At 55.1% G+C, this 21,897-nt stretch carries 26 protein-coding genes and 2 pseudogenes; 17 read left to right on the plus strand and 11 right to left on the minus strand.

From position 1 onward, the window contains the following. Nucleotides 1-158: 158 nt before the first annotated feature. Nucleotides 159-536: a TfoX/Sxy family protein gene (locus tag AC1RMF_RS24705; RefSeq protein WP_493145076.1), complete on the minus strand. Its 378-nt coding sequence runs from the start codon at nt 534-536 to the stop codon at nt 159-161. A gap of 273 nt (nt 537-809) precedes the next feature. Here AC1RMF_RS24705 and AC1RMF_RS24710 point away from each other — a divergent pair. Both AC1RMF_RS24710 and AC1RMF_RS24715 read left to right on the plus strand, forming a co-directional pair. Continuing rightward, nucleotides 810-1,422 (plus strand): annotated as a pseudogene (locus AC1RMF_RS24710) (TMEM165/GDT1 family protein). Continuing rightward, a complete protein-coding gene (locus AC1RMF_RS24715; protein ID WP_493145078.1) occupies nt 1,392-2,495 on the plus strand; it encodes an MFS transporter in 1,104 nt (367 codons plus the stop codon). Before AC1RMF_RS24710 ends, AC1RMF_RS24715 begins: the two are co-directional and overlap by 31 nt. A gap of 183 nt (nt 2,496-2,678) precedes the next feature. On the opposite strand, the gene AC1RMF_RS24720 is transcribed toward AC1RMF_RS24715, so the two are convergent. Further along, nucleotides 2,679-3,845, minus strand: coding sequence for a DUF4346 domain-containing protein (locus tag AC1RMF_RS24720; RefSeq protein WP_493145080.1), 1,167 nt, complete (start codon nt 3,843-3,845; stop codon nt 2,679-2,681). Between the two features lie 482 nt (nt 3,846-4,327). Between AC1RMF_RS24720 and AC1RMF_RS24725 the strand changes: the two genes are divergently transcribed. Continuing rightward, nucleotides 4,328-4,732 (plus strand): Cd(II)/Pb(II)-responsive transcriptional regulator, encoded by a 405-nt coding sequence (locus tag AC1RMF_RS24725; protein WP_493145082.1) that lies wholly within the window; start codon nt 4,328-4,330, stop codon nt 4,730-4,732. A gap of 101 nt (nt 4,733-4,833) precedes the next feature. On the opposite strand, the gene AC1RMF_RS24730 is transcribed toward AC1RMF_RS24725, so the two are convergent. The 3 genes from AC1RMF_RS24730 to AC1RMF_RS24740 form a co-directional block, all read right to left on the minus strand. Beyond that, nucleotides 4,834-5,640 (minus strand): cation efflux transmembrane domain-containing protein, encoded by an 807-nt coding sequence (locus tag AC1RMF_RS24730; RefSeq protein ID WP_493145084.1) that lies wholly within the window; start codon nt 5,638-5,640, stop codon nt 4,834-4,836. 61 nt (nt 5,641-5,701) lie between these two features. Beyond that, nucleotides 5,702-6,436, minus strand: a complete 735-nt coding sequence (locus AC1RMF_RS24735) for a DUF6969 family protein (protein WP_493145086.1) — start codon at nt 6,434-6,436, stop codon at nt 5,702-5,704. Continuing rightward, nucleotides 6,406-6,612 carry a hypothetical protein gene (locus AC1RMF_RS24740; RefSeq protein ID WP_493145088.1) on the minus strand — a complete coding sequence of 69 codons (207 nt, stop codon included), beginning with the start codon at nt 6,610-6,612 and terminating at the stop codon, nt 6,406-6,408. The genes AC1RMF_RS24735 and AC1RMF_RS24740 overlap by 31 nt, the downstream gene beginning before the upstream one ends. Before the next feature lie 266 nt (nt 6,613-6,878). Between AC1RMF_RS24740 and AC1RMF_RS24745 the strand changes: the two genes are divergently transcribed. The 8 genes from AC1RMF_RS24745 to AC1RMF_RS24780 all read left to right on the plus strand — a co-directional run bounded on the left by AC1RMF_RS24745 (nt 6,879) and on the right by AC1RMF_RS24780 (nt 10,775). Further along, nucleotides 6,879-7,304 (plus strand): c-type cytochrome, encoded by a 426-nt coding sequence (locus tag AC1RMF_RS24745; protein ID WP_493145090.1) that lies wholly within the window; start codon nt 6,879-6,881, stop codon nt 7,302-7,304. 18 nt (nt 7,305-7,322) lie between these two features. Further along, nucleotides 7,323-7,709, plus strand: a complete 387-nt coding sequence (locus AC1RMF_RS24750; protein ID WP_493145092.1) for a thioredoxin family protein — start codon at nt 7,323-7,325, stop codon at nt 7,707-7,709. Continuing rightward, complete coding sequence (locus tag AC1RMF_RS24755; protein WP_493145094.1) at nt 7,709-8,437, plus strand: cytochrome c biogenesis CcdA family protein; 729 nt, start codon at nt 7,709-7,711, stop codon at nt 8,435-8,437. The genes AC1RMF_RS24750 and AC1RMF_RS24755 overlap by 1 nt, the downstream gene beginning before the upstream one ends. Before the next feature lie 34 nt (nt 8,438-8,471). Beyond that, nucleotides 8,472-8,990 (plus strand): hypothetical protein, encoded by a 519-nt coding sequence (locus AC1RMF_RS24760; protein ID WP_493145096.1) that lies wholly within the window; start codon nt 8,472-8,474, stop codon nt 8,988-8,990. A 111-nt stretch (nt 8,991-9,101) separates the two neighbouring features. Beyond that, complete coding sequence (locus tag AC1RMF_RS24765) at nt 9,102-9,308, plus strand: YgaP family membrane protein (RefSeq protein ID WP_493145098.1); 207 nt, start codon at nt 9,102-9,104, stop codon at nt 9,306-9,308. Nucleotides 9,309-9,310: 2 nt separating this feature from the next. Further along, a complete protein-coding gene (locus AC1RMF_RS24770) occupies nt 9,311-9,877 on the plus strand; it encodes an RNA polymerase sigma factor (protein ID WP_493145099.1) in 567 nt (188 codons plus the stop codon). 32 nt (nt 9,878-9,909) lie between these two features. Further along, nucleotides 9,910-10,527 carry a class I SAM-dependent methyltransferase gene (locus AC1RMF_RS24775; RefSeq protein ID WP_493145101.1) on the plus strand — a complete coding sequence of 206 codons (618 nt, stop codon included), beginning with the start codon at nt 9,910-9,912 and terminating at the stop codon, nt 10,525-10,527. A 5-nt stretch (nt 10,528-10,532) separates the two neighbouring features. Beyond that, nucleotides 10,533-10,775 (plus strand): GDCCVxC domain-containing (seleno)protein, encoded by a 243-nt coding sequence (locus AC1RMF_RS24780; protein WP_493145102.1) that lies wholly within the window; start codon nt 10,533-10,535, stop codon nt 10,773-10,775. A 37-nt stretch (nt 10,776-10,812) separates the two neighbouring features. Here AC1RMF_RS24780 and AC1RMF_RS24785 read toward each other — a convergent pair whose 3' ends face one another. From AC1RMF_RS24785 to AC1RMF_RS24805, 5 genes are all read right to left on the minus strand, one after another. Beyond that, nucleotides 10,813-11,940, minus strand: coding sequence for a transporter substrate-binding domain-containing protein (locus AC1RMF_RS24785; protein WP_493145104.1), 1,128 nt, complete (start codon nt 11,938-11,940; stop codon nt 10,813-10,815). A gap of 11 nt (nt 11,941-11,951) precedes the next feature. After that, on the minus strand, nt 11,952-12,812 hold the full coding sequence (locus tag AC1RMF_RS24790; RefSeq protein ID WP_342616776.1) for a hypothetical protein: 861 nt from the start codon (nt 12,810-12,812) through the stop codon (nt 11,952-11,954). 18 nt (nt 12,813-12,830) lie between these two features. Then, on the minus strand, nt 12,831-13,199 hold the full coding sequence (locus AC1RMF_RS24795) for a type II toxin-antitoxin system PemK/MazF family toxin (RefSeq protein WP_493145106.1): 369 nt from the start codon (nt 13,197-13,199) through the stop codon (nt 12,831-12,833). Then, on the minus strand, nt 13,199-13,459 hold the full coding sequence (locus AC1RMF_RS24800) for an AbrB/MazE/SpoVT family DNA-binding domain-containing protein (RefSeq protein ID WP_342616778.1): 261 nt from the start codon (nt 13,457-13,459) through the stop codon (nt 13,199-13,201). Before AC1RMF_RS24800 ends, AC1RMF_RS24795 begins: the two co-directional genes overlap by 1 nt. Nucleotides 13,460-13,618: 159 nt before the next feature. Continuing rightward, on the minus strand, nt 13,619-14,215 hold the full coding sequence (locus tag AC1RMF_RS24805) for a hypothetical protein (protein WP_493145108.1): 597 nt from the start codon (nt 14,213-14,215) through the stop codon (nt 13,619-13,621). A gap of 122 nt (nt 14,216-14,337) precedes the next feature. Between AC1RMF_RS24805 and AC1RMF_RS24810 the strand changes: the two genes are divergently transcribed. From AC1RMF_RS24810 to AC1RMF_RS24830, 5 genes and pseudogenes are all read left to right on the plus strand, one after another. Next, nucleotides 14,338-15,666 carry an HD-GYP domain-containing protein gene (locus AC1RMF_RS24810; protein WP_493145110.1) on the plus strand — a complete coding sequence of 443 codons (1,329 nt, stop codon included), beginning with the start codon at nt 14,338-14,340 and terminating at the stop codon, nt 15,664-15,666. A 285-nt stretch (nt 15,667-15,951) separates the two neighbouring features. After that, nucleotides 15,952-16,518 (plus strand): annotated as a pseudogene (locus AC1RMF_RS24815) (IS6 family transposase); the annotation flags it as partial. A gap of 565 nt (nt 16,519-17,083) precedes the next feature. After that, the gene (locus tag AC1RMF_RS24820; RefSeq protein WP_342616781.1) at nt 17,084-17,977 is read left to right on the plus strand and encodes an EAL domain-containing protein; all 894 of its coding nucleotides are present in this window, start codon (nt 17,084-17,086) and stop codon (nt 17,975-17,977) included. 43 nt (nt 17,978-18,020) lie between these two features. Continuing rightward, nucleotides 18,021-19,778: a methyl-accepting chemotaxis protein gene (locus AC1RMF_RS24825; RefSeq protein ID WP_493145112.1), complete on the plus strand. Its 1,758-nt coding sequence runs from the start codon at nt 18,021-18,023 to the stop codon at nt 19,776-19,778. 29 nt (nt 19,779-19,807) lie between these two features. Continuing rightward, entirely contained in the window at nt 19,808-20,020 is a 213-nt protein-coding gene (locus AC1RMF_RS24830) for a hypothetical protein (RefSeq protein ID WP_342616783.1), read from the plus strand. 629 nt (nt 20,021-20,649) lie between these two features. Here AC1RMF_RS24830 and AC1RMF_RS24835 read toward each other — a convergent pair. Beyond that, a complete protein-coding gene (locus AC1RMF_RS24835) occupies nt 20,650-21,246 on the minus strand; it encodes an RBBP9/YdeN family alpha/beta hydrolase (protein WP_493145113.1) in 597 nt (198 codons plus the stop codon). A gap of 64 nt (nt 21,247-21,310) precedes the next feature. Here AC1RMF_RS24835 and AC1RMF_RS24840 point away from each other — a divergent pair, with 64 nt between their 5' ends. Continuing rightward, a complete protein-coding gene (locus AC1RMF_RS24840; protein ID WP_493145116.1) occupies nt 21,311-21,769 on the plus strand; it encodes an Lrp/AsnC family transcriptional regulator in 459 nt (152 codons plus the stop codon). The last annotated feature ends 128 nt before the right edge of the window (nt 21,770-21,897 follow it).

A 21,897-nucleotide genomic window follows, 5' to 3' on the forward strand; every position in this document is an offset into this window, starting at 1 on the left:
CTACAAGCGGTATGCCGAGAAATACCTGCTGCCAGAACAAATCGATGGGGTGGATATAGGCGAATTTATCTAAGAGGGACGAACCAGATATGTACTGCGACCGCTGGATATGTGCACACATGCATAGGAACTGGCGATCTCGTCATGTAGAAAATCCATCACAGCTCTTTCCCTGGACTCTGCTTTTCCTTTCTGGCTGGCTTTGCAGCCTTGACAGGCACCTGAACGACGAAGCTCTTTCCCATATCGATCCATGACTTCAATTCGTTGTCCTCGCTCAGCCCAGGACTTTCGACGAAGACATAGCCCTTCATGGGCTTCCCTGTGAAATCCATTTCCCGAGCATGGGGCCTAGGTAAGGACGATTGATGGGCATCCGGTCCAACCCGCACCATAAGTTCGTCTTTGACCACCCCGCACATCATGTTTCCACGAAGGGTGAAGCACACGCCGCTGAACATTCGCTTTTCACCGACATCGGGCTCGCCAGCCAATACCTCCCGGATTCGTTCAACCAATCCTTCATTGCACGCCATGCCCACCTCCCAACAGTTGATATCTGTCTTTCGGAGACTGAGTGTTTTGATCCGATATGTCCCGCCGTCCGCCTGAGTTGAAGCTTTTCGTTTGATACCACGCCCAAGTCGTTGGGGGGTAGCCGCCCCCGGGTGCGAGAGGGCTTGCATCAACATACTTGCCCACCAAGCAAGGCGCTGGTGATTCCATGGTTTGGCAAGACCTTTGACCGATGCGCCTCCGCATGGCCGCAAAGGCGTTCGGTCATCGCGTTCTTCCGGCCCGGAGTTCCCATGCTGCACTCTTTCCTCGTATCCACCAGCGCCGTTGCCTTGGTCGAAATCGGCGACAAGACCCAACTGCTTTCACTGATCCTCGCCGCCCGTTATAGAATTCGCCCTCCCATCGTTCTTGGCGGTTTTGTCGCCACCTTTGCCATCCACGCGGGCGCTGGCGGCACTGGCACCCTGCTTGCGGAATGACGCATCCACTCCGGCGTGAACGGGATCGTCGTGGCGTCACTTGTTTCGAGAACGGGCTGGATTCTGGTGCCCGACAAGCTCGACGAAGGCGAAATCGCTATGCCTAAAAAGGCCATTGCGTGTTTGGCACCACAATCTTCGCCCTCTTCCTGGCAGAGATGGGCGAAAAGACGCAGATCGTCACCATCGCCTTGGCAGCCGGTTTGCCGATTGCCCGCACCACAAGGCCGTTCACATCGTGGTGACGTCCATCAATTTCGTCGTGCTTGGAGGCTTGGCGCTTCGCAATGCCCTCATGAACACCCCGCTCTTTTATTTAATAGCTTGTATGGCTCGCGCGACGCGGGCCATGCGTTCCCAGTGCCGAAATAAAAAGCGAACCGGAAGCGTACGATGCCAACCAGCTCGCTGCCGATGTTCATGAGCACCGTCCTCGGCACCAGCGCGTTCACCGTCGGGATCATCGAAGGGCTCGCCGAATTCACCGCCCTGATCGTCAAGGTGTTCTCCGGCGCGTTGAGCGACTATCTTGGCAAACGCAAGGGACTGGCCGTGTTCGGCTACGCCTTGGGCGCGTTGACCAAGCCCTTGTTCGCCATCGCATCGGGACCCGGCCTCATCGTCGCGGCGCGGCTTCTCGACAGGGTTGGCAAAGGTGCGCGCGGAGCTCCGCGAGACGCGCTGGTGGCCGACATCACGCCAAGCCATCTGCGTGGAGCGGCGTTCGGACTGCGCCAGGCCCTCGACACCGTGGGAGCCTTCACCGGCCCGCTTCTCGCCGTCGGATTGATGCTGCTGTGGTCCAACGACTTCCGGTTTGTGTTTTGGGTGGCCGTGATTCCGGGCATGCTCACGGTGGCGCTGCTGGCCTTCGGCGTGCGCGAACCCGAGCGCCATGTCGGCGAACGCCGGACCAATCCCATCCAACGATCGAATCTCGTCCGGCTTGGCAAGCCCTATTGGAGGGTCGTGGCCATCGGGTCGGTTGTCACGCTGGCGCGTTTCAGCGAAGCCTTTTTGGTGCTCAGGGCGCAGCAAAGCAGCGTGGCCATGGCGCTCGTCCCCTTTGTGATGGTCGCTATGAACCTAGTCTATTCGGCGTCCGCCTATCCCTTTGGCAAACTGTCCGACCGCGTGAGCCACGCCGCGCTGTTGGCCATGGGGTTGGCCGTCCTGGCCGCCTCCGACTTGGTGCTGGCCAGCAGCACCCATTGGACAACACTGCTTGCGGGCGTCGCTCTCTGGGGCATCCACATGGGCATGACGCAGGGGCTATTGGCCACCATGGTCGCCGACACGGCCCCCGCCGATTTGCGGGGGACCGCCTACGGCTTTTTCAATCTCGCGAGCGGCGTGGCGATGCTGGTGGCCAGCGGAGTCGCCGGTTGGCTGTGGGACGCGCATGGCGCGGCCACAACGTTTTTGGGCGGCGCGGCCTTTGCAACCATCGCGTTGTTTGGCCTGCTCTTTCGTCAGGCTTGGCCCAACACGGATTGATTGGACAGTTTCCCATTCATGTAGATCGACATCTCCAACAAGCAACCATCCATCATTGGGAGTGGCGGGGATGTATTTCGGGAAACCGGGCTTCCGGGCCACAATTCGCTTATGTGGCGTTTCGCGCATTTAAAACGCAAATGCCTGGACCTTGGCAGGGATGCCATGCCGCTAATGCACCGATCAGTGGCAACCCGTCGAACATCCGCACGACGAGGCGGCGGGCGGACTGGCTTCTTCATCGCTATTGCCCGGAGCCCTGTCTTGCACGTATTCGCCACCATCGTGCAACGCAGCTTCTGCTCGGCTCAGCTCGCGTCCAAGATAGGCCGCATGGTCAAGTCGGCTAATCAGCCCCGCCGCTATAGCCGACCCATAAAGCGCCGTCGAAGTTTTGCCTTCGAACACGCGGCTCAGCAATCCCGCGTTGGTGTAGTGTTCCAGCGCCAAGCGGTTTCTCAGGCGATCCACATGGACCACCAGATATCCTGCGGGGTCGGACACGAGTTTTTTTGACTCAACCGCCTGCTCCACCTCAATGCTCGTCGCGTCCTGCGCTGTTTGCGTATCCGCGCCAGGGTCCCTTGCGGCAGCCTCCGCAATGCTCGCGGCCAAGGTTTCGACGTTGGTCTCGCCGATCAAGTCGATGACCTCGATCCGGCGCCTAAAAGCATTCACATTTTCCGCGCTCACGTTCTTGATCATGGGGCGTTTGCCCGCGGCGCCAACAATCCGACCGTTCTCGTCAAGGCCGTTGTCCATGAGGCTCACCAGCGACTGCCCCGGCAAATGGCCTACGGCCTTGCGCGTGTCTTCGCCGCACACGAGGAGGAAGCGGATGTTCGGATTGGGCAGCAAGTTTCGAATGACGCGCTCGATGCCAAGATTTTCCGTATGCATCGCGCCAACGATGGCCACGCCAGGCGGACGCGCTGCGGCAAGTTGATCGGCCAGTTCGCCTGAATTCAGCGCGCACACTGCAACGGGCGCTTGGAAACGCAGAACCTGGTAGTCTCCCGGCAAAGGCGGCCACCCTTCCCGAAGGACCGGTTCGGCTGTCGCGCAATGGCTTGCTTCCGCCAGCTCGGGATCAATCTCCGCAGCGGCGTTGGACGCCACTGCCGGCCAGCAAACCTCACAACCGAGGCAGTCGTATCTGACAGGCTCGAACAGGGTCAATGCCTCTTCGACCAAACCGGGAAGCGCGGCCTTCAAAATGGACGAACCATTAAAGCTGCGGACCGCCTCCTGATAGCAACCACAACGGCGGCACTTGGGGTGTTCCATGGCGGCGAGAAGTTCCGCCTTTACGGTGCTGGCCGCCGTCGGTGCGACTTGTGTGTCATTCATCTTGACCATCCTTGTGTTCAAACGTGGCGATAGCTATTCCAAGTCCGTTCGCGCGCGCTGCGGCCACCCGCGACAGCGGATGCCACCGAAGAGGCGCGCCTCTTCTCGCAAAGACGCTTTTGCCCCTGGCGTGGCTAGGCACATTCCGGGCAATAGACGGACTTTTCGGTCTCGTGATCCTGGCTATTTTTTACCTCAGGCTCTTTGCAACCACAGCTTGGTTCGGAGCAACTGGATTTGCCTGCATCCGTTTGCGCATCTTGCTGCTTGGGTTTGCTGGCGCAGCAATGTGGACGTTGTTGAGTTGATCGCGTTTTGCATGACATGGCGGGTCTCCAAAAAAAGGTTGAGAGGCTGGCCAACCAAACACCGGTTTTGAGCGAAGTTCGCATTGCAATTCGAATGAATTTGACTTGCGCAATGCCGCTGCTTATATTGGTCAAGTAAACTGTAAACCCTGAAGCCACACGAGGGTCAACCCCATGCGCATCGGTGAACTGGCAAAGCAAGCGGGCGTCTCCGTGGAGACCATTCGCTACTATGAACAACAAGGTCTGTTGGAGAAGTCCGCGCGGTCCGATTCGAACTATCGGTGCTTCGGCCCGGACGCGGAAAAACGTTTGCGGTTCATCGTTCAATGCCGCGTGCTGGACATGAGCATGAAAGACGTTCAGAGCTTGCTTGCTCTGGCAGACACGCCCGAGGCCAATTGCGGCGACGTGGATGAAATGCTTGACGAGCATATTGCCAAGGTTCGCGAGCAACGGCGCAACTTGGCCAAATTGGAGCGATCGCTTTTGGCGCTGCGCTCCGATTGCCACCCCTCCATGAAAGTCAAAGGATGTGGACTGCTGCGCGACTCGGCGCTGCTCAAACCACAAGCATAAATTCAGATAATGTCATGCATGCCCTTTGACTTAGCAAGTAACCAATTCCGGACGGAATCAACGCCGCCCCAATCGCAGGGCGCGCATGGGCGAAGCGGCCATCACCCGTGGGTGACGCGCGCCAAGCGAAGGATTTTCAAAGCTCCGGCCAACACGATGGAGGCAATCCCTACTCCGACCAGCAAATCCGGAATCGGGGAACCCGTCACAAACACCAACGCCCCCGCCAAGACAACACCAAGGTTCGCCATCACGTCGGTGCTCGTGAATATCCAACTCGCTTGCATATGGACGCCGCCGCCTCGATGCTTTGAAATCAGGAACATCCCAAACACATTGGCGCACAAAGCCATCGCCGAGACGGCCGCCATCGCGATCCCCTCCGGATGGCTTCCAAAAGCAAAGCGCCTCAGCACTTCCGCGAAAACTCCAAGGGCCAGGGCCAATTGCACATAGCCGCTTACACGGGCCGCACGAGTTTGGAAAGACAACGCTTTCCCCACCGCCCAAAAACTGGTGGCATAGACGGCCGCGTCGGCAAACATGTCAAGAGAATCCGCGATGAGGCCGGTCGATTGCGAAGCAATTCCTGCGACTAACTCAACAAGGAACATAGCCGCGTTGATCGAAAACAAGACCCGCAATGTGGAGCGCTCGTCCGCTTCGGAAGACATCGGCATTGCCGACTCAGGTTTGAACTCGCCCGACTCGGCCACCTCGGCCCCGTATTTCAATGGCGCCAAGAGCTCCAAAATATTTTCAGGCGCGGACTCATGCAAAACTATCGCGCGCCGCTTGCTCAAATCGACATCCACGCTTTTGATCGCTTCCCCGGCCAGAGCCATCCTGACAAGGCGCTCCTCGGACACGCAGTCCATTCCGGGAATTGTAAAAACCGTCCGTTGCATTGACACCTCGATATGCGCCTCGATCAACGCATATTAGCTCGTGATCTCCCTTGCGCAATGGTCAGATTTGATTCGGCGCAGATTGAAAGGACAATTTCTCGTCCACATTGATCGCGATCTCCGATAGCAGTTCAAGTTGTTCGTCTGACAAGACGTTGTCACCTTTCCATCCGAACAGCGCCTTGTCACGCTGATTCAGCAAGTCGCCAACCTCCCTCCGATACAAACGGACCAACGATTCGATCACGGCATCGACAGCCTCGTTGCCTGTGTCGAGCTTCAAATCGGTCAGCAGTTCGGCCGTCAGGTCCGCGCTCAGAATCCGGTCTCCCGTCACCCAACTGTTGACTGTGAATAGAGTCGTCGGGATGCCCTTGGCGTCGAAGCCAATGCTCAGAAGATGGCGTGTGTTTTCGGTTGACGCTGGCTCGCCAGTCAACTTCGCAAAAGCTATCTCGCGGGATGACCTGAGCCTTCTCGCCCACAGTTTGCGCCGCGCGAACAAATGGATGTGGCCGTGCTCGGAGGCCCCCGGCCGATCTTCCGGGGAGTGCGAGTGGTAGAACCAATGAAACCCGCTTGCCTGGTCGATCGCGTCTTCTTCTGGATAGTGGCTCCACTGCTTTGGCATCTGCCCGCCAAGCAAATCCCCGAACAGGTGCGCGCCTCGCTCGGCCAATCCCGCGTAGGTTTCAAGCAGGCCCAGGCCAGCCGAGCGTTCTCCGCCGTCCCGTGACGGCAGGGTTCGACGACTGGCCCTGGCCATCAGTTCTTCGGAGCGCACTTCGGGGCGCATTTGGCCTTCTTCATGTCCTTGGCGCAGCACTTGCCCGAGCACTTCGCGCAGCACTTGGACATTCCGGCCTTGGACGCGCACTTGGCGCCGTCCTTCATGTCTTGGGCGGCTGCGGGCAAAGCGAGGGTTGCGGCGGTCAGGGCTGCCAGGGATGCCATCTTGAAACGTGTGTTCATATCGATTCCTTGGGTTCGTTGGTTTGGGTTGCGAGGTTGTGACCCTCGGAAGCTAAGAGGCGGTGACTGCGGCATCGGGTTCGCGGCCATGCAAAAAAAGTTTGAACCCGCACGGAAAACAGCAAAACGTCGGATGGAATGGACTGGCGCAGCTCAAATTTGTAAGGGAAACGCCGCCCGGCCGACAAACCTATAAATATTTCCGCCCCCCGCGAACCGTTTTGGCAAATTGCCGCCTCTTAGCAGGACAACCACCAAGGATCACCATGTCCAAACTACTGACCGCCTTGCTCGCCGCCGCCATTGCCACCCTCGCCATCCCGGCCGCATTTGCGGCGGGCGACCCCGGAGCCCAGATCACCCGACCTGCAGGCTACAAGCCGATGGCTGGGGACGCCGCCCTGGGCGAAAAGCTCTTCAATGACACCAAGCTCTCCACCAACGGCATGAGCTGCGCTTCCTGCCACACCGACCATGGCGCATCCCAGGCCAGCTTCGCCAAGCCCTATCCGCACTCCGTCGCCATGGCCACAGAACAACTGGGCCGCAAAACGGTCTATCTGGATGAAATGATCCAAGGCTGCATGGTCATGCCCATGGCGGCCATGCTATTGCCTTGGGACTCCAAGGAGCTGGCGGGCCTTACCGCCTACCTGCTGACCGTTCAAAAGACTTTCAAACCATCCCACTAACCTTCCAGGAGACTTTCCATGAAACTCATCAAAACCGCTGCCCTGCTTGCCTTGTCCTCGCTCATGTCGCTGGCCATGGCCGGGGATATCAAACCGTTCAACCAGACGGAGTTCGACAAGCTGACCCATGAGGGCAAGCCCGTGGTGCTCGACATCAGTGCCACGTGGTGCCCGACATGCAAGGAGCAAAAGCCCATCATTGACGGACTCATGAAGCAGCCCGCCTACAAGGACGTGACGCTTATGACCTTGGACTTCGACTCGGCCAAACCCACGCTCAAAAGGTTCAAGGTGACGATGCAAAGCACGTTGGTCGCGTTCAAGGGCGACAAGGAAGTGGGACGCTCTGTGGGCGACACCACGCCCGCAGGCCTTGAGGGCCTCATCAAGAAGACGGTCAACTGATGGAGTTCGGTTTAGGCTCCTACGGTTTCGGGCTTCTGGCGGGGCTTCTCTCGACGCTCTCGCCTTGCGTGCTGCCGATCATTCCCATTCTGTTGGGTTCGGCCACCAACGCCCATCCGCGCGCGCCCTTGGCCTTGGCTGGGGGGCTCGCCCTCTCCTACGCCGTCATCGGCACTGGCTTGGCTTGGGCGGGCTCCGCCTTGGACATTGACGCATCCGTATTCCGAAACGTCGGCGCTGCCATCCTGGGGCTCTTGGGCTTCGTGCTGTTGTCGGGCCGCCTGCAACAACGCTTCGCCTCGGCCACCTCCGGCATTGGGGACGCGGGCAACAACCTGCTCTCGCGCATGAACCTCGACGGCCTTTGGGGCCAGTTCACCATTGGCCTTGTGCTGGGCGTCGTGTGGAGCCCCTGCGCTGGTCCGACGCTGGGCGCGGCCGTGGTCTTGGCCAGTCAAGGATCGCATCTTCCGCAGGTGGCCCTTCTCATGGGGGTATTTGGCATCGGGGCGGCCTTGCCCATCGTCGCCCTCGCCTATGTCAGCCGCAGCGCCATGGCAAAGATGCGCGGCAAACTGATGCAGGCAGGCAAGACCGGCAAGTTGATTCTCGGGGCCATCATGATCGCCTTGGCGGCCATGATCCTGTCCGGAGCGGACAAGCCGGTCGAGACCTGGCTGGTGGACCAGTCACCCGCTTGGCTCACGAAATTGACAACGCGCTTCTAATGTTGTTATCTGAACATCAATCGAAAGGACTTTCATGAAAACCGCGAAGACGACTCTGAGCAAGGCTATCGCATTCGCCACCTTGGGGGTCGCATTGACCGCAGGGTCGGCCATGGCCGACCCTCTGAATGTGCAGGCGACCATGGTCCCCAAAGAGCAAATCAAGCTCGACTTCAAAGACGGCTCGGGCCACTTTGTGCTGATGGTCCGGCGCGAAGGCAATGCCGCCGGGACCGGAATCTTAGATGGCGCCCAGTTCGTCGAGTTCGGCCGCCACGACATCGTGCCGGGCGTTTCCGGCGATCCATCGGGCTACCTCGTTGCGACCAAGGGCGAAGGCAATGTCGCCTATATCAAGTGGACCGTGCGCGCGATCTTCCTACCGGGCAAGGACGGCAAGCCCGAGCTCAATGACAACGGATTTTGGGAAGTTGTCTCCGGCACAGGCGGCTTCAAGGGCCTCAAAGGAGCGGGCACCCTGCACATCAAGTCGGCGAATCCCACCGACCGCAACTTCATCCTCGACGGCAATCTGGTCGCCGCGCAGATGTAAACCAAACGGGGCAACATGTTTATTTCATCTCCCGCGAACCGTTTTGCGAACCAACTGCCTCTTAGCAAGCGTGGGCTGTCCTCACACACCAACGGATCAAAGGAGATCACCATGTTCTACGTTAAAAATGTCCCCAACTGGGAGCGCGCTCTGCGCATCGTCATGGGCCTGATGGCTCTGGGGTTCGCCGCCATGAGCTGGGGTTCGCCTCTGGCCATGGGCGCGGGCATTATGGGCGCCATGCTGTCGATGACCGGCCTCTTCGGCTTTTGCCCGATGTGCGCCATGGTCGGCCGCAATCTCGACAAGGGAGCCTGACGATGGCGGCCAGCGGAACCGTCGAACGGGATAGCCTGATAAGCGCCGCGCAGACGGGCGACCCGGCCGCCATTGGGCGACTGCTCGCCGTCTGCCAGGCCGACGCGCGCCGCTACGCCCGCAAGCACTGCCAGGTGAGCGACGTGGACGATGCCGTCCAGGAGTCGCTTCTGGTCATTTCGCGCAAGGTCAAGGGACTCAAAGCCGCTGCCGCCTTCTCGTCGTGGCTCTTCACCGTCATCAAGCGCGAATGCCGCAAGCTCGAACGCATGATGTTCAAGACCGACGAGCTCGACGAGGACAAGGCCGAGCACCAACTGCTTTGCAAGACCGACAACGACCTGCGCATCGATCTGGCCGCTGCTTTGGAATCCCTGCCCGCTCACTACCTCGAGGTGGTGTTGCTGCGCGACTTCGAAGAACTCACCATCGCCGAAATCGCCGAGCGCCTTGGCGAGCAGGACGGTGCCATCAAGAGCCGCCTCCACCGCGCGCGCGAACTAGTGCGCGAATACATGATCGGGTCAGTCGCTCCGCCCAAGTCGACAACGAAGCGCATTGACGGGTAATATAACCACGCATTGACAAACGGAGCTGCGCGATGAAAGAACAAGAATATTGGGAAAAAGTCTACACAACGAAGTCGGCGGACAACGTCAGTTGGTTTCAAGAGCATGCTACGCGCTCGCTTGAAATCATCCGCTCGATCCACCCAAAGCCCGACGCCAGGGTCATCGATGTGGGCGGCGGCGCATCCACTCTGGTGGACGATATGTTAGCTGACGGCTTTGAACACATTTCGGTCCTTGACCTGTCGGCCTGCGCGCTCGAGGTTGCGCGCAAGCGGCTTGGCGTCAACGGCGAAAAGGTCGAATGGATCGCTGGCGACATTCGCCATGTAGAGCTGCCTGAGCAGTCCTACGATATTTGGCATGATCGTGCCGTCTTCCATTTCCTAACCGACCCTGCGGATCGCTTGGCCTACGTCCAGCAAGTCATGAAAACCGTAAAACCCGGAGGGCATGTGATTGTCGCGACTTTCGCTCCCGACGGCCCTGAACAATGCAGTGGCTTGCCCGTCGCGCGTTATAACCACGCCCAATTGCATGGCGAGTTTGGACCAGCCTTTGAGCTGCTTGAACATGCCAGCGAAGAGCATAAAACCCCCTGGGGGGCGCTCCAGCATTTCGTCTATTGCCATTGTCTCAAACCGAACTGACTTGCATGGACGCGACCATCCAAACGAAGTCAGTGTTGACCTGCCCTGAATGTGGCCACAAAGCAGAGCTTGAAATGCCGAGCGACGCGTGCCAGTTTTTCTATGAATGCGAAGCCTGCAAGGCTGTCCTGCGGCCGCTTGCAGGCGAGTGCTGCGTCTTTTGCAGCTACGGGACGGTCAAATGTCCCCCCATCCAAGAAGCATTGGCGGGCGATTTTGCTTCATCGTGCTGCACAGGTTGCGAATGACCTAGCGTGGGGAGACTTGTTTGCTATGGGTTTCCTTCTATTTTGGAATCACCAACTTCTGGCCAACCGAAATGAAGTTAGGATTTGCCAAATTGTTGCGACTTTGAATTTCTGGGTAGCGCTTCTTGTCACTCAAATGGGTCTGAGCAATCGTACTCAAAGTGTCACCACGAACCACCACATAGACCGTTTCGTTGCTGCCGGCAGCCCGGGCGGTAACCACCTTGTTGCTCATAAAGTAAGTTTTGAGCATCTCGGTATATCCGTTTGTGGCCGTCACCTTGCGAATTGCAGCATTCAAGGCTTCAAGCAAATCCCTATCGCCAGCACGAACACCGATTTTGTACTCAATGTCACTACCCGCAATCTTGGGTGAAACGAACTGCATATCAGTACCTTCCAGTTCAGATAAGGCAAAGGGATAGTCATACATCACAGCGTCGACCTGATGAGATTCGACAAAATCCACAATCCACTTGCCATTCTGGTCAGCCTTGTCGGAGAGTTCGACAATCCGTGAATTAGGGAACTTGAGTTTGGCGAAGGCCATGGCATCAGGATCACCCTTGAGTACACCGATGATCTTGCCATTGGCGGCCTCTACAGACACGATGTTGGAACTCTTTTGGGCAATCAACGCATAACCAAAGTCCTTTACGTAAGGGATCGTGTAGACAACGCCCTTCAAATCATCATCGTTGAATGTCAACCCGTCAATGGCAATATCAACCGCGTTTCCATCGAGCAATTGTTTGGGAACCTTTTCATATGCATCCACCTCGTGGCTGGTGTCGAGCTTTATCTGTTGGCCACCAAATTCGCTCTGAGAGAACAGGGCCTTCATAAAGTCCACATTGAAACCTTTGGGGTTGCCGCGGTTGTCGTGGAAATAGAAAGGCTTGGAAGGATTTTGCGCACTCACACGCACCAACCCGGTCTTAAGGATGTTGGATAGTGCACCGCCATTCGGTGTAGACGCGGAATTGCCTGAGACGTTGGGTTTGGCGTCATTCCAATCAGACTCACCACCATTGGATGTGGCGACCGTTGCAGCTCCACCCCTGTGCAGTAGGTGATCGACTTTGGCTTTGTATCCGTCGTCCACAAAGTAACCACCTACCAACACCAACAACAGGATGACGATTCCGGAAAGTACTTTATTCATGGGTTGCTTTTTCAGTTGAGGGATTTGATGTTCTTGGCGCCTTCTGCCGAATCGAGTCCCGGCAAGGACGGGCTAGGCGTGTTGTTCAGCAAATCAGCGCGATTCATCGTGGTGCCACCCTTGGCCACGGAGTCAGCCAATACTGACGCATCCATCTCCGCAAAAGCACGGTTGATGGAGTTCACCACAGCGTCGATGGCGGCATCCGCTTTGAGCTGCTCCATCGGATCCCCACCATCCACTCCACCCAACGCATTTACCTTGATCAAGGCCTGACTCATCTTCCAGTTGGCCGTCAAAAATGCGATTTTGTCATCCATAAGTTTGATGTTTTCGATGAGCTCCTTGTACTTGTCATTCTTGTAGGCCAATGCCTTCTTCATGGTGATCAGTTGCTCCCGGTAGCGGGGTGCGGTTTCAGGATATTTCTTTGCAAAGTCAGCGGTCATTGTCTCAAAATTATTGACTTCGGTGCTGTAGGCAGTGATGCCTTCCAGGTACTTGGCTGCACGCGCCTTATAGGCCTGTGACTGCGAAGTAGCGGTCTCGATCGGATTTTCAGAGGCGGTTTTCACTACTTTCTGAATATGCGAAATCTTCTCGTTATCCAGTGCGCGATACTTTGCATTTGCAACTTTCAAGGCAATTACCGGAGCTGCGTTGTAGCCAATAAAGGCCAACGCACCAAACGCTGCAAGGCCAACAATTCCCTTGATCGCCAGGTAAGCCAACGGCCCCAGCACGGCGCAGACCACCAACATGACGCCGATCTTGACGATCTTGGCTAGATTTTGCTGCTTCAATTCGACTTCATTCATAGAGGCGCCTTTAGGTGTCGGGGTTGTGTTTTGTTTGAATTGTTCAATTGGCATGTTGTGGTCCTTGTGCACTTAGACGCAGATCGAGATGATCCCGTTCAACTCTTCACATGCCGATTCAAATACCGTTGGTGGCACTTGCTTCCACGCGTGCGGTCGAGCGCCACGATCGCGCCACGCGAATGACTTTGGCTGATGCGCCAACACGAAGCAGACCTCACCTCTGGGTGACGTAAATTTGACGGCAAATGGGTTGGTTTCATTGCTGGGTGCATGGGTCATCGGCAATCCGATTACGAGGTTGGTGCGCTCGTTGAACGCCTTGGATGACAACACCAACATTGGATGTTCGTCCTTCATCTCCGAGCCCACCTGCGGATTGAAATCGATCCAGATCATGTCGCGCCGATCTGGCACCCAGAGCTTGCTCGGAGTCGCCATCAGAACACTTCAGCGCCGACACGGCCAGTCGCCATGACTTCGCCGCCGTGAATGACTGGGTCAAACGCCTTGAGCTTTTGGGCCAACGTCAATTTAGGCTTGCCTACAGTGCGCAAGAACACACCACCTTCAACCACTTCCACTTTGATCGGCAGACCACGGGTAAACCGCGCAGCCTTGGCCACTGGGGCAGTGATACGCACCGCAAGGCCGTTGCCCCACTCCTGGACCGTCTGCTCAACTGAAACTGCTACCGTCATTTGGACACCTCTCTGAAATGTTGATACAAGTTTATACGAGCCCACCCTGTGTGTCAACATGTATCAACCACTCTCTGGGAGAAATGCGACCAATAGGCCACGGCAAGCCTCCTTTTGATTCATCCTGGTCCACAGACTCGGCACGACGCAATAACGAAATCACCGTCGGTGAAACTTTGTCTCGTGAATGGCATTTGCGCCGCGCAGCCGTCTTAGGTCTTCTTCGCCAAAGTCATCAAATTCCTCCACGTCAATCGCCCGATCCATCTGCTCTGACAGGCACTCCGTCGACTGCATAGAACGAGGCTGCCTCTGTCCCATGCGTGTCCGTTTTTCGCTCCTTGTGTTCTGGCGTGGACCTGAACGATCTTCTGCATGGCTTTTGGCTTGGCCCAGCAAGGCAACAAAGTGTGCTGCTTGACTGTCGACTTGCATTCGAAACGAATAACCCACTTTGAGTCTGGTGTGTAGCTGGTTACCCTTGAGATAAGCATGCCCTGCAGGCACTGCAACGCCGCCATCATTGGGCGTGAAGACAATGGCCATGTCGCATGTCTGTCTCCAGAGCTCACAATTGAAGAGTTCGGTTTTGTTGCCCCCAAAGACTCGCAATTCCAACGACAACCTGGCGTGCGCGGCGTCGTAAAACAGGGTGGCTACGGCCACCTCCCATTTCACATGCACCGCAGATGGGTCATAGCATCTGTTTAATGGTTTTGTGGCGCATAGCTCAGCGTAACGGAGATACAGTTTCATCGGTATTGCTGGCTAACAAGAGGTCTTGCCATACATCTTTATAGAATCCATCTCAACGTCTGGTTTTCGGACGGATGCTTCATAGATGTTCAAAATGAACTGGCAATAGCACTGAGTAGCACATGACCGATTCTGCAGAGATACAAACAGACAGCAAACATTTCACAAGGGCCGTAACAGATTTCGGAGAGAGAAAACCCGTCTTGGCCACAGCACCCATTTTCAATGACAAGGGCATCAAAGTTGCTGAGAAAGGTGTGGCTATCAACGCCGACATGTACGAGCGCTTGATGCAGCACCGATTGTCAGAGCCTATTGAAAATCTGGTATCGAGCGCTTCCACCGTCGATGGCAAGTTTCTGCGTGAGACTGCAGAAAATCTGTTCCTGCAAATCCCCTTCCTTGCCCGCATGGCCGCTGACGCCGGCATGAGAGAATTGCTGCTGGATGTCGTTTCCAAAATCTCTTTGCCAGCACCCATTGCATTCCAGGTGACTTTATGCAGCGAAGTGCAGTATGACAGTTTCATTCATGGCGTGCAGGTCGCATTGATTTCTGCCTGGCTTGCCAAGACACCCACCTCATTGCGATTTGATGTTGGCATGGCAGCTACCGTAGGGCTGGTACATGATTTGGGCATGCTCCACCTTGATCCGGTCTTGTTGCAGCCAGAACAAGTCTTGAGCCGCACCCTGCGGCGGCAGCTGTATACGCATCCCCTGATCAGTGCGATGCTATTGAAACGTCACCACGAGTTTCCCAAGGAGGCGGTGCGTGCAGTGGAAGAGCACCATGAAAGCCTGAATGGCTCAGGCTACCCGCGCAATCTGGCGGGAGACGCCATTAGCCCTTCGGGTCGCATTCTGGGATTGGCCGCAGTGGTTGCTGCTATGTTCTCACATGAAAGACGCGCACCTGAAATGCGCCTGTCCGTCTTGCTTCGCATGAACATGCACCGTTACGACAGCGTACACGTTGAGAGAGTGATGCGCTTGCTGCGACCGGACCAAGATGCCGCCAATGCGATGAGCCTAGTGTTGGAAGATCCCGTGCAACGCTTGATGGACATCGAGGACGCTATTGCCCATTGGCCCAGCACGCTCATGAAGACGCCCGGCCTACCTAAAGAACGGCTATATGGACTCAATGCGTTGGCAGCACAAACAGCGCAGTTGCAGCGCGCCCTTGCCACGGTGGGTGTAGCCCGGGAGCAACTGGTGCAAATTGGAGATGGCATACAGGACGATATCGTGAAAGTCGAATTGTCTTTGCTTGCCATAGAGGCTGCTTGGCAATTGCGTTCTATGGCCAGACAAACCCGACGCAGATGGCACGCAGACCATGGCGAGGCATACCCTGATGAACTGCAATCATGGTTGGACAGAGTGGATGACCTGACGGACGAGGGGTCCTTTCATTCAGGTGATACGACCAAAACACACGGAACATAAATCGCACCACCTGATTTCAGTGTCGAGCTCTAAGTCGTCTATGTCAGAGTTCTGAAATCGTTGTGAAGCCCCGGACCCGATGACTGCAAACTGGAAATTCAACCTGCAATGTGACGTCGGAACTTTGTTTCCTTGCTGCGACGCGCTCACCCATGAACTCGACCAAGACTGCGCGCCTGACTTTGGCGTATAAGGCCACTTTCGTGTACATCCTCTCTGCTTTTCCAGAACCAATCTGGGATCACAGGATAGGCTTGGGACTGGTAACCACTTACACCGCCATTACATGAGGAAATGATGCAAGAGCGTGGTGTTTTTGTTGACCACTCAACAGTGCATCGCTGAGCTATCCAGATGCTTCCGGTGTTGACGTCAATCTTTCGGCGACGTAAACGACTAGTCGGGCAGAGTAGACGGCTTGACGAGGCCTATATCGAAGTAGCCGGTCAGTGGAAGTACCTCTATCGCGCTGTCGATCGTTCTGGCGACACGGCGGACTTCCTCCTCACTGCCAACTGAGATCTGGCCTCGGCGCGGCGCTTTCTGGAGCGCGCAATCAACCTGGACGAAGTACCTAACTAGATCGCCATCGACAAGAGCGGCGCCAACACGGCCGCCAATGAAAGTGTCAAAGTTGATGCCTGCGTCGACATCCTGATGCGCCAGCATAAATATCTGAACAACTTCATCGAGCGGATCACGCGACCAATGCTTGGGTTCCAAGCATTTTGGAGCGCTAGGCTCATCGTCGCCCGAATCGAAACCATGCATACGATCAAGACGGGGCAGATAAGCCGTCCCACCGGTCAAACCATGTCCGCAGCCAATCAGTTCTACAGCCTTGCCGTCTGATCGTAAGACTAGCTGAGCGCCTTTTTCCGGCCGGACCCCACTTCCTCGACAAAACTCCGAGATTTACAACGCACCACATACAAAGCATTTTTCAACCTGAAGACTAGGACTTGTTCCCCAGGAGAATAGATGTGAAGTTATCAATGGCACTAGCATTTGCAAAAGCTCATTTCGTACATGACTGTTAATGGCCTTCCATCATTTTGATACTGCAGTATCCACGGCAATACTCTTTTCTAACCTGTTTCGAGAGCCAATCTGTGCATTGCATAACGTATGGAGGCAGAGTGCAGTGGCAAGTCAATCTTGTATTTTTTATGTATTGGCTTCGTGTCGCTTCACCAAATACGCCTTACTCGATCTCTGAAGAACGTCTGCAGGCAACGCGATTTGTAATCGTCTCGTAACTTCCCTTCAAGGAGTATCAATCAAGTCATGATAGTATTTACCCTAATAAGTAAATTGATTTGAATCAACTTTTGATAACGTAAGCATGCAGCGCTTGGAACAAGGTCCTATTTCAATTTGGGCATGAAGGTGAGTTCTATCCGAGGGAGGGGTGGTCATGAGTTTTATCAACCAATTGGAGGCGGGTTCCGATGTTCAGCGGGATCTGTCGAAGTTCATTGCTGATTGGAACCCCAATCCAAGTCGGAACGTTCGAATCCTTTTTGACGCCAATTTAGGCTTCTACGCACACCATTGCGGTATTGTGCTGCGGTCGGTTTTTCAGCCAATATTTTCGATATCAAAATCCATCCCAACGGGTCATGAAGCCTTGCTGAGAGCAACGGATGGCTCTGGCTTAAGCATTTCCCCTGAAAGAGTTTTCGAACAGACTGCCGGATTGAAGGACACGATCTTTCTTGATCGCATTTGTCGCATGCTGCATGTCGTGAACTTTTCTCGTCAGGCCCCCGGGGACGTCAACCTGTACCTAAACATGGACGGGCGCAATCTGATGACCATCAACAGCGGGCAGCACGGGCGCTTTTTCGGGCCACTTCTGGAAATGTGCGGCTTACCTCAAAGAGCACTTGTCTTGGAGATTTTAGAGTCACGTATCAGTGACCATGATCGCCTAGTCGAAGCGGTGTCCGCCTATACCAATCAAGGTTTCAAAATCGCGATTGACGATTTCGGTGCACGTGATTCGAACTTCGACCGACTTTGGATGCTGTCACCTCAGGTGGTGAAGATGGACCGCGCGCTTATTGTCAAGGCAGACGAAGATTCGCGCGTGAGGCGAATGCTGCCTAAATTGGTTGAAATTGTGCACGACTTGGAGGCAGAGGTTATTTTCGAAGGCATTGAAACTGAAGCTCAGCAAACCATTGCGAGAGACGCCGGCGCAGATATGGTGCAAGGGTTCATGCATGCCAGACCTTCAGCTGCGATTTTTTGGCCAGCTGAGTCGACTCTGACATTTGGTGCAAGCAACGACCGAAAAGTGGCGTAGCCGAAAAGTCAATGGCCTTCAATCAGTACAAACAGGGAAAATTATGAATTTCAACGATATGAAAATATCCACCCGACTCACCCTTGGGTTCGGCATGATGGCACTCTTGGTCGCTTTCATAGGTGCTATGTCTACCATTAAGGTCTCGACGGTGGAGCAGGTGTTGTCTCAACTTACCGACGACCGTATTCCTAAACTGGAAACACTTCACAAGATCAATGACAATGTATTGCAGATCGGCCTATCGATGCGCAACATGGCCATCATGGGCGATGAGAAGGAGGTGAAGAAGCAAATAAAAATTATTGAGTCCGCACGCCTTAACATTGGCGAAAATATCGACAGACTCAGAAGCTTAGTTAAGAGCGAAAAGGGAAAGGAACTGTTAGCGAACATTGTAAACGCCCGTTCCACCTTTATACCAGCGCAGGATAAGTACATCGATTTGATAGGGGTTGGCCAAACCGAGGAGGCCAAAGCATATCTCCTGACAGAAGTCCGTCCCGCGCAAATGGTGTATCGCAATGCGGTTGATGCATTAATCGATTTCCAGAACACACAGAGCCAGGCTTCGGCCAATGACGCCAACTCCGCAGTTGCAAGCCTCCAGGCTGCTGTATGGTCTTCAGGAACCATTGCGCTGGTGATCGCCGTGCTGATGGCTATTTGGATCATCCGCTCCATCACACATCCCCTCAACCAGGCTGTAAATATTTCGCGTGCCGTTGCAGATGGAGACTTGAGTGTTCAATTCAATGTCAAGGGAACGAGTGAAACCGCACAATTGCTGATGGCGCTTAAGGAGATGCAGTCCAGCTTGGTTGATGTCGTTGGCAAAGTTCGCAAAGGATCAGAAGCCGTAGCTGCCGCCTCTACACAAATTGCACAAGGAAATCAGGATCTGAGCACACGCACGGAGAGTCAGGCGAGCGCCTTGCAGGAAACAGCGGCCTCCATGGAGCAATTGTCCTCTACGGTCAAGCAAAACGCAGACAACTCCAGGCAGGCCAATCAATTGGCTCAGAATGCCAGCACCGTCGCCCTAAGGGGTGGAGAAGTGGTGTCTCAGGTGGTGGACACTATGAATGATATCAATGAATCTTCCAAAAAGATCGGAGACATTATTAGCGTCATCGACGGCATCGCCTTTCAGACAAACATATTGGCCCTCAACGCAGCGGTGGAGGCAGCACGCGCCGGGGAGCAAGGCCGTGGCTTTGCGGTGGTAGCCAGTGAAGTGCGCAGCCTGGCTGGTCGTTCAGCCAATGCGGCGAAGGAAATCAAGAGCCTGATTGACACCAGTGTGGAGCGGGTGGAGCAAGGCACGATGCTGGTCGACCAAGCCGGCGTCACCATGACCGAAGTGGTGAGCAGTATTCGCCGTGTGACCGACATCATGGGCGAAATCAGTGCCGCCAGCCAAGAACAGAGTGTTGGCGTTTCTCAAGTAGGTGATTCCGTTATGCAGATGGACCAGGTCACCCAGCAAAATGCAGCACTGGTGGAGGAGATGGCGGCAGCGGCCGGTAGCCTAAATACCCAAGCAGGAGACTTGGTGGACATCGTAACCGTATTCAAATTTGACCAAGGTCAAAATCTGTCTAACGTAAAGGTGAGCCCACATACTCCTCATGCAATCAAACTCAAGAAAGAGGATCACCGCGGCCGACTGGTGACCCAGGCAAAGCCCGAAGCCAGGACCCGCTTGATCAGCGTTACGAAGCACGCTTCCACTATGCCATCATCTAAGCAAGATAGAACAGCGCTTGCAAGTGCTGGGGATGCCTGGGAATCCTTCTAAACATCGAGCCATTTGCCATAGGACGCGTGATGAATGATCGCCAAAGCATGTCACCATTGAGTCAGCAGATGCTGACATTGTCACGGGCCTTGGAAGATTATCGCGATGCTATGGTGTATATCTCCCTGGCTCTGAAGGACCATGTAACCGAATTTCCACCGGAACAATGCGGCGCCATGTCGGACCTGGTTGAATCTCTCCTCTCCAAGACAATTGCCAGCAGCAAATTGACCGACAGCTGAAGCATGTCGTCTGAGGCGCCAGAGGTGTGCGTTCTCGCACCTACCTACACGGCCTGCAGCTGCGCAGTGTACAAAAGCACAGTTTTCACGACCAACCACGCCTTCAACGAGTGACACGAGGTATTTCCGAACGGCCCCTTCGTCGTGCTGCTGATCGACCGGCCGGCCGGTGTACCGTTGCAAGACCATCGCCCTGGACGGCCAGTCTTACTTGCTCAAGGAGGCCAAGAAGTAGACTGAAGCAAATGCAGCGCAACGAGAGACCACTAACCGAGCCACGGGCAAAGCAAAGGACAAAAAATCATGAAGCGGTGTCGCACACAAGAACTGGCCTTGTACATGAGCCGTGGCAATCGATTAATCAAAGTGCCGGTGGATTGGACACCGCGCCAGGCCGCCACTGTGTTTCGTACTCTTGGCAACTTGCTGGAAATCACATACAAATAGTACAGCGAGCAGACTCAGCCTATTCTACGAGAGGACAGGCGGGCGGTCGCTGGTTCTGTCACACCCGGCAATCTGGGCGAAGAAGATGTGCTGTTTTGAACAGATGAACGGTTGGCCTGGTAGCGGACTTTGATCGAGTTTCGGAGTGGTTATTTCGTCATCTGTTCCGGCGAGTATTTCCCTTATTCAATGCCACTTAATTTTTCCAACAACTTGTAGCCTTCCGACCAATCGCCCAGACCACTGTTTGAATTCAAATGCCCGCGTGGCCCGGCTTCCACATACAGGCTGCCCCAGGCCTGTGCACAGGTACGCGCAAAAAGCGCGCTTCCATACGGGTCGTCAGTGCTGGTAACCAATGTGCTGTGAAAAGGCAGCCGCTGCATTGGCAGAGGCGTAAAACCGATTGATGAGGAGGCCGGATAGGCAGGCGAATCCGGGGCAGGTACGGCAACGAGCAATGCGCCTCGAATTCGCCGCGATATGCGACTCGCCCAGTGAACGAACGCCAAGCAACCAAGGCTATGGGCAACGACCAAGGTCTCGGAACCCAGTTCAGAAATTTGTCGATCAATGGCCAATACCCATTCGTCGCACACAGCATTATCCCAATCGTCGACACTCACTCGTTGCCACGGTGGATTGCGCGCCTGCCAGATGCTCTGCCAGTGCGTAGGCCCCGAATTTCCGTGGCCAGGTATAACGACAACAGGACAATCCATTTCATACACTCCTTTAATATGCGCATGATTGTAAAAATATGCCCCTTCGGTTGCCATCGGAAAATCAAGGAAAGCTTACGCAGCCAGCAGCTGTTTCATTGAAAAATATCTCATTTCGCAAATGAAATCAAAGAAAATTTCGCTCGATAGATTGGATTGGAAAATTTTGGAATTGCTGCAATCTAATGCCCGCATATCCAACACTGAAATTGGCAAAAAAGTTGGCCTGTCTCAGCCAGCTGTCACCACACGGATTCAACAACTTGAAGCGCAAGGTGTGATCGAAGGGTATGGTGCAAGAATCAATTTGAGTCTGACTGGATTGCACACATCGGCATGGATTCGCATACGTACCACACACGCTCAAATCAAGCAATGCCTACAAACCTTCGCGGCAATGCCCGAGGTCATTGAAGCGTACCGAATCACTGGCGAAGATTGTTTTGCAGTTCGTGTGGTTGTCACCCAAATGCCTCAATTGGAAGTGGCAATTGATGCACTTGCCAAACTCGGAGCAGTATCCACCTCGGTCGTGCTTTCCAGTTATCCCCCAAAAGTCGTCCGAGCCCCGGAGCTTTAGAATTTCAGGAGGCCTTCAAACTGAAGGAAAGGGAGTGCTCAAATGTCTGCCCTAATTGCCGCCTGCCAACCTACTTGGTTTGCCCCCTCTAACCTGATGTGAACCTACGCCAGCATCTTGGTATGGTG

The organism is Rhodoferax sp. GW822-FHT04A08 (assembly GCF_058801025.1).

Bases quoted from the DNA above. Each gene is read 5' to 3' on its own strand.
- AC1RMF_RS24790 (WP_342616776.1), bottom strand. From the start codon at position 12,812: ATGCCAATTGAACAATTCAAACAAAACACAACCCCGACACCTAAAGGC.
- AC1RMF_RS24840 (WP_493145116.1), top strand. From the start codon at position 21,311: ATGAAATCAAAGAAAATTTCGCTCGATAGATTGGATTGGAAAATTTTG.
- AC1RMF_RS24835 (WP_493145113.1), bottom strand. From the start codon at position 21,246: ATGGCAACCGAAGGGGCATATTTTTACAATCATGCGCATATTAAAGGA.
- AC1RMF_RS24705 (WP_493145076.1), bottom strand. From the start codon at position 536: ATGGCGTGCAATGAAGGATTGGTTGAACGAATCCGGGAGGTATTGGCT.
- AC1RMF_RS24795 (WP_493145106.1), bottom strand. From the start codon at position 13,199: ATGGCGACTCCGAGCAAGCTCTGGGTGCCAGATCGGCGCGACATGATC.
- AC1RMF_RS24760 (WP_493145096.1), top strand. From the start codon at position 8,472: ATGAAAACCGCGAAGACGACTCTGAGCAAGGCTATCGCATTCGCCACC.
- AC1RMF_RS24785 (WP_493145104.1), bottom strand. From the start codon at position 11,940: ATGAATAAAGTACTTTCCGGAATCGTCATCCTGTTGTTGGTGTTGGTA.
- AC1RMF_RS24755 (WP_493145094.1), top strand. From the start codon at position 7,709: ATGGAGTTCGGTTTAGGCTCCTACGGTTTCGGGCTTCTGGCGGGGCTT.
- AC1RMF_RS24830 (WP_342616783.1), top strand. From the start codon at position 19,808: ATGAATGATCGCCAAAGCATGTCACCATTGAGTCAGCAGATGCTGACA.
- AC1RMF_RS24745 (WP_493145090.1), top strand. From the start codon at position 6,879: ATGTCCAAACTACTGACCGCCTTGCTCGCCGCCGCCATTGCCACCCTC.
- AC1RMF_RS24770 (WP_493145099.1), top strand. From the start codon at position 9,311: ATGGCGGCCAGCGGAACCGTCGAACGGGATAGCCTGATAAGCGCCGCG.
- AC1RMF_RS24825 (WP_493145112.1), top strand. From the start codon at position 18,021: ATGAATTTCAACGATATGAAAATATCCACCCGACTCACCCTTGGGTTC.
- AC1RMF_RS24780 (WP_493145102.1), top strand. From the start codon at position 10,533: ATGGACGCGACCATCCAAACGAAGTCAGTGTTGACCTGCCCTGAATGT.
- AC1RMF_RS24775 (WP_493145101.1), top strand. From the start codon at position 9,910: ATGAAAGAACAAGAATATTGGGAAAAAGTCTACACAACGAAGTCGGCG.
- AC1RMF_RS24725 (WP_493145082.1), top strand. From the start codon at position 4,328: ATGCGCATCGGTGAACTGGCAAAGCAAGCGGGCGTCTCCGTGGAGACC.
- AC1RMF_RS24720 (WP_493145080.1), bottom strand. From the start codon at position 3,845: ATGAATGACACACAAGTCGCACCGACGGCGGCCAGCACCGTAAAGGCG.
- AC1RMF_RS24730 (WP_493145084.1), bottom strand. From the start codon at position 5,640: ATGCAACGGACGGTTTTTACAATTCCCGGAATGGACTGCGTGTCCGAG.
- AC1RMF_RS24820 (WP_342616781.1), top strand. From the start codon at position 17,084: ATGAGTTTTATCAACCAATTGGAGGCGGGTTCCGATGTTCAGCGGGAT.
- AC1RMF_RS24735 (WP_493145086.1), bottom strand. From the start codon at position 6,436: ATGCGCCCCGAAGTGCGCTCCGAAGAACTGATGGCCAGGGCCAGTCGT.
- AC1RMF_RS24740 (WP_493145088.1), bottom strand. From the start codon at position 6,612: ATGAACACACGTTTCAAGATGGCATCCCTGGCAGCCCTGACCGCCGCA.
- AC1RMF_RS24750 (WP_493145092.1), top strand. From the start codon at position 7,323: ATGAAACTCATCAAAACCGCTGCCCTGCTTGCCTTGTCCTCGCTCATG.
- AC1RMF_RS24715 (WP_493145078.1), top strand. From the start codon at position 1,392: ATGCCAACCAGCTCGCTGCCGATGTTCATGAGCACCGTCCTCGGCACC.
- AC1RMF_RS24810 (WP_493145110.1), top strand. From the start codon at position 14,338: ATGACCGATTCTGCAGAGATACAAACAGACAGCAAACATTTCACAAGG.
- AC1RMF_RS24805 (WP_493145108.1), bottom strand. From the start codon at position 14,215: ATGAAACTGTATCTCCGTTACGCTGAGCTATGCGCCACAAAACCATTA.
- AC1RMF_RS24800 (WP_342616778.1), bottom strand. From the start codon at position 13,459: ATGACGGTAGCAGTTTCAGTTGAGCAGACGGTCCAGGAGTGGGGCAAC.
- AC1RMF_RS24765 (WP_493145098.1), top strand. From the start codon at position 9,102: ATGTTCTACGTTAAAAATGTCCCCAACTGGGAGCGCGCTCTGCGCATC.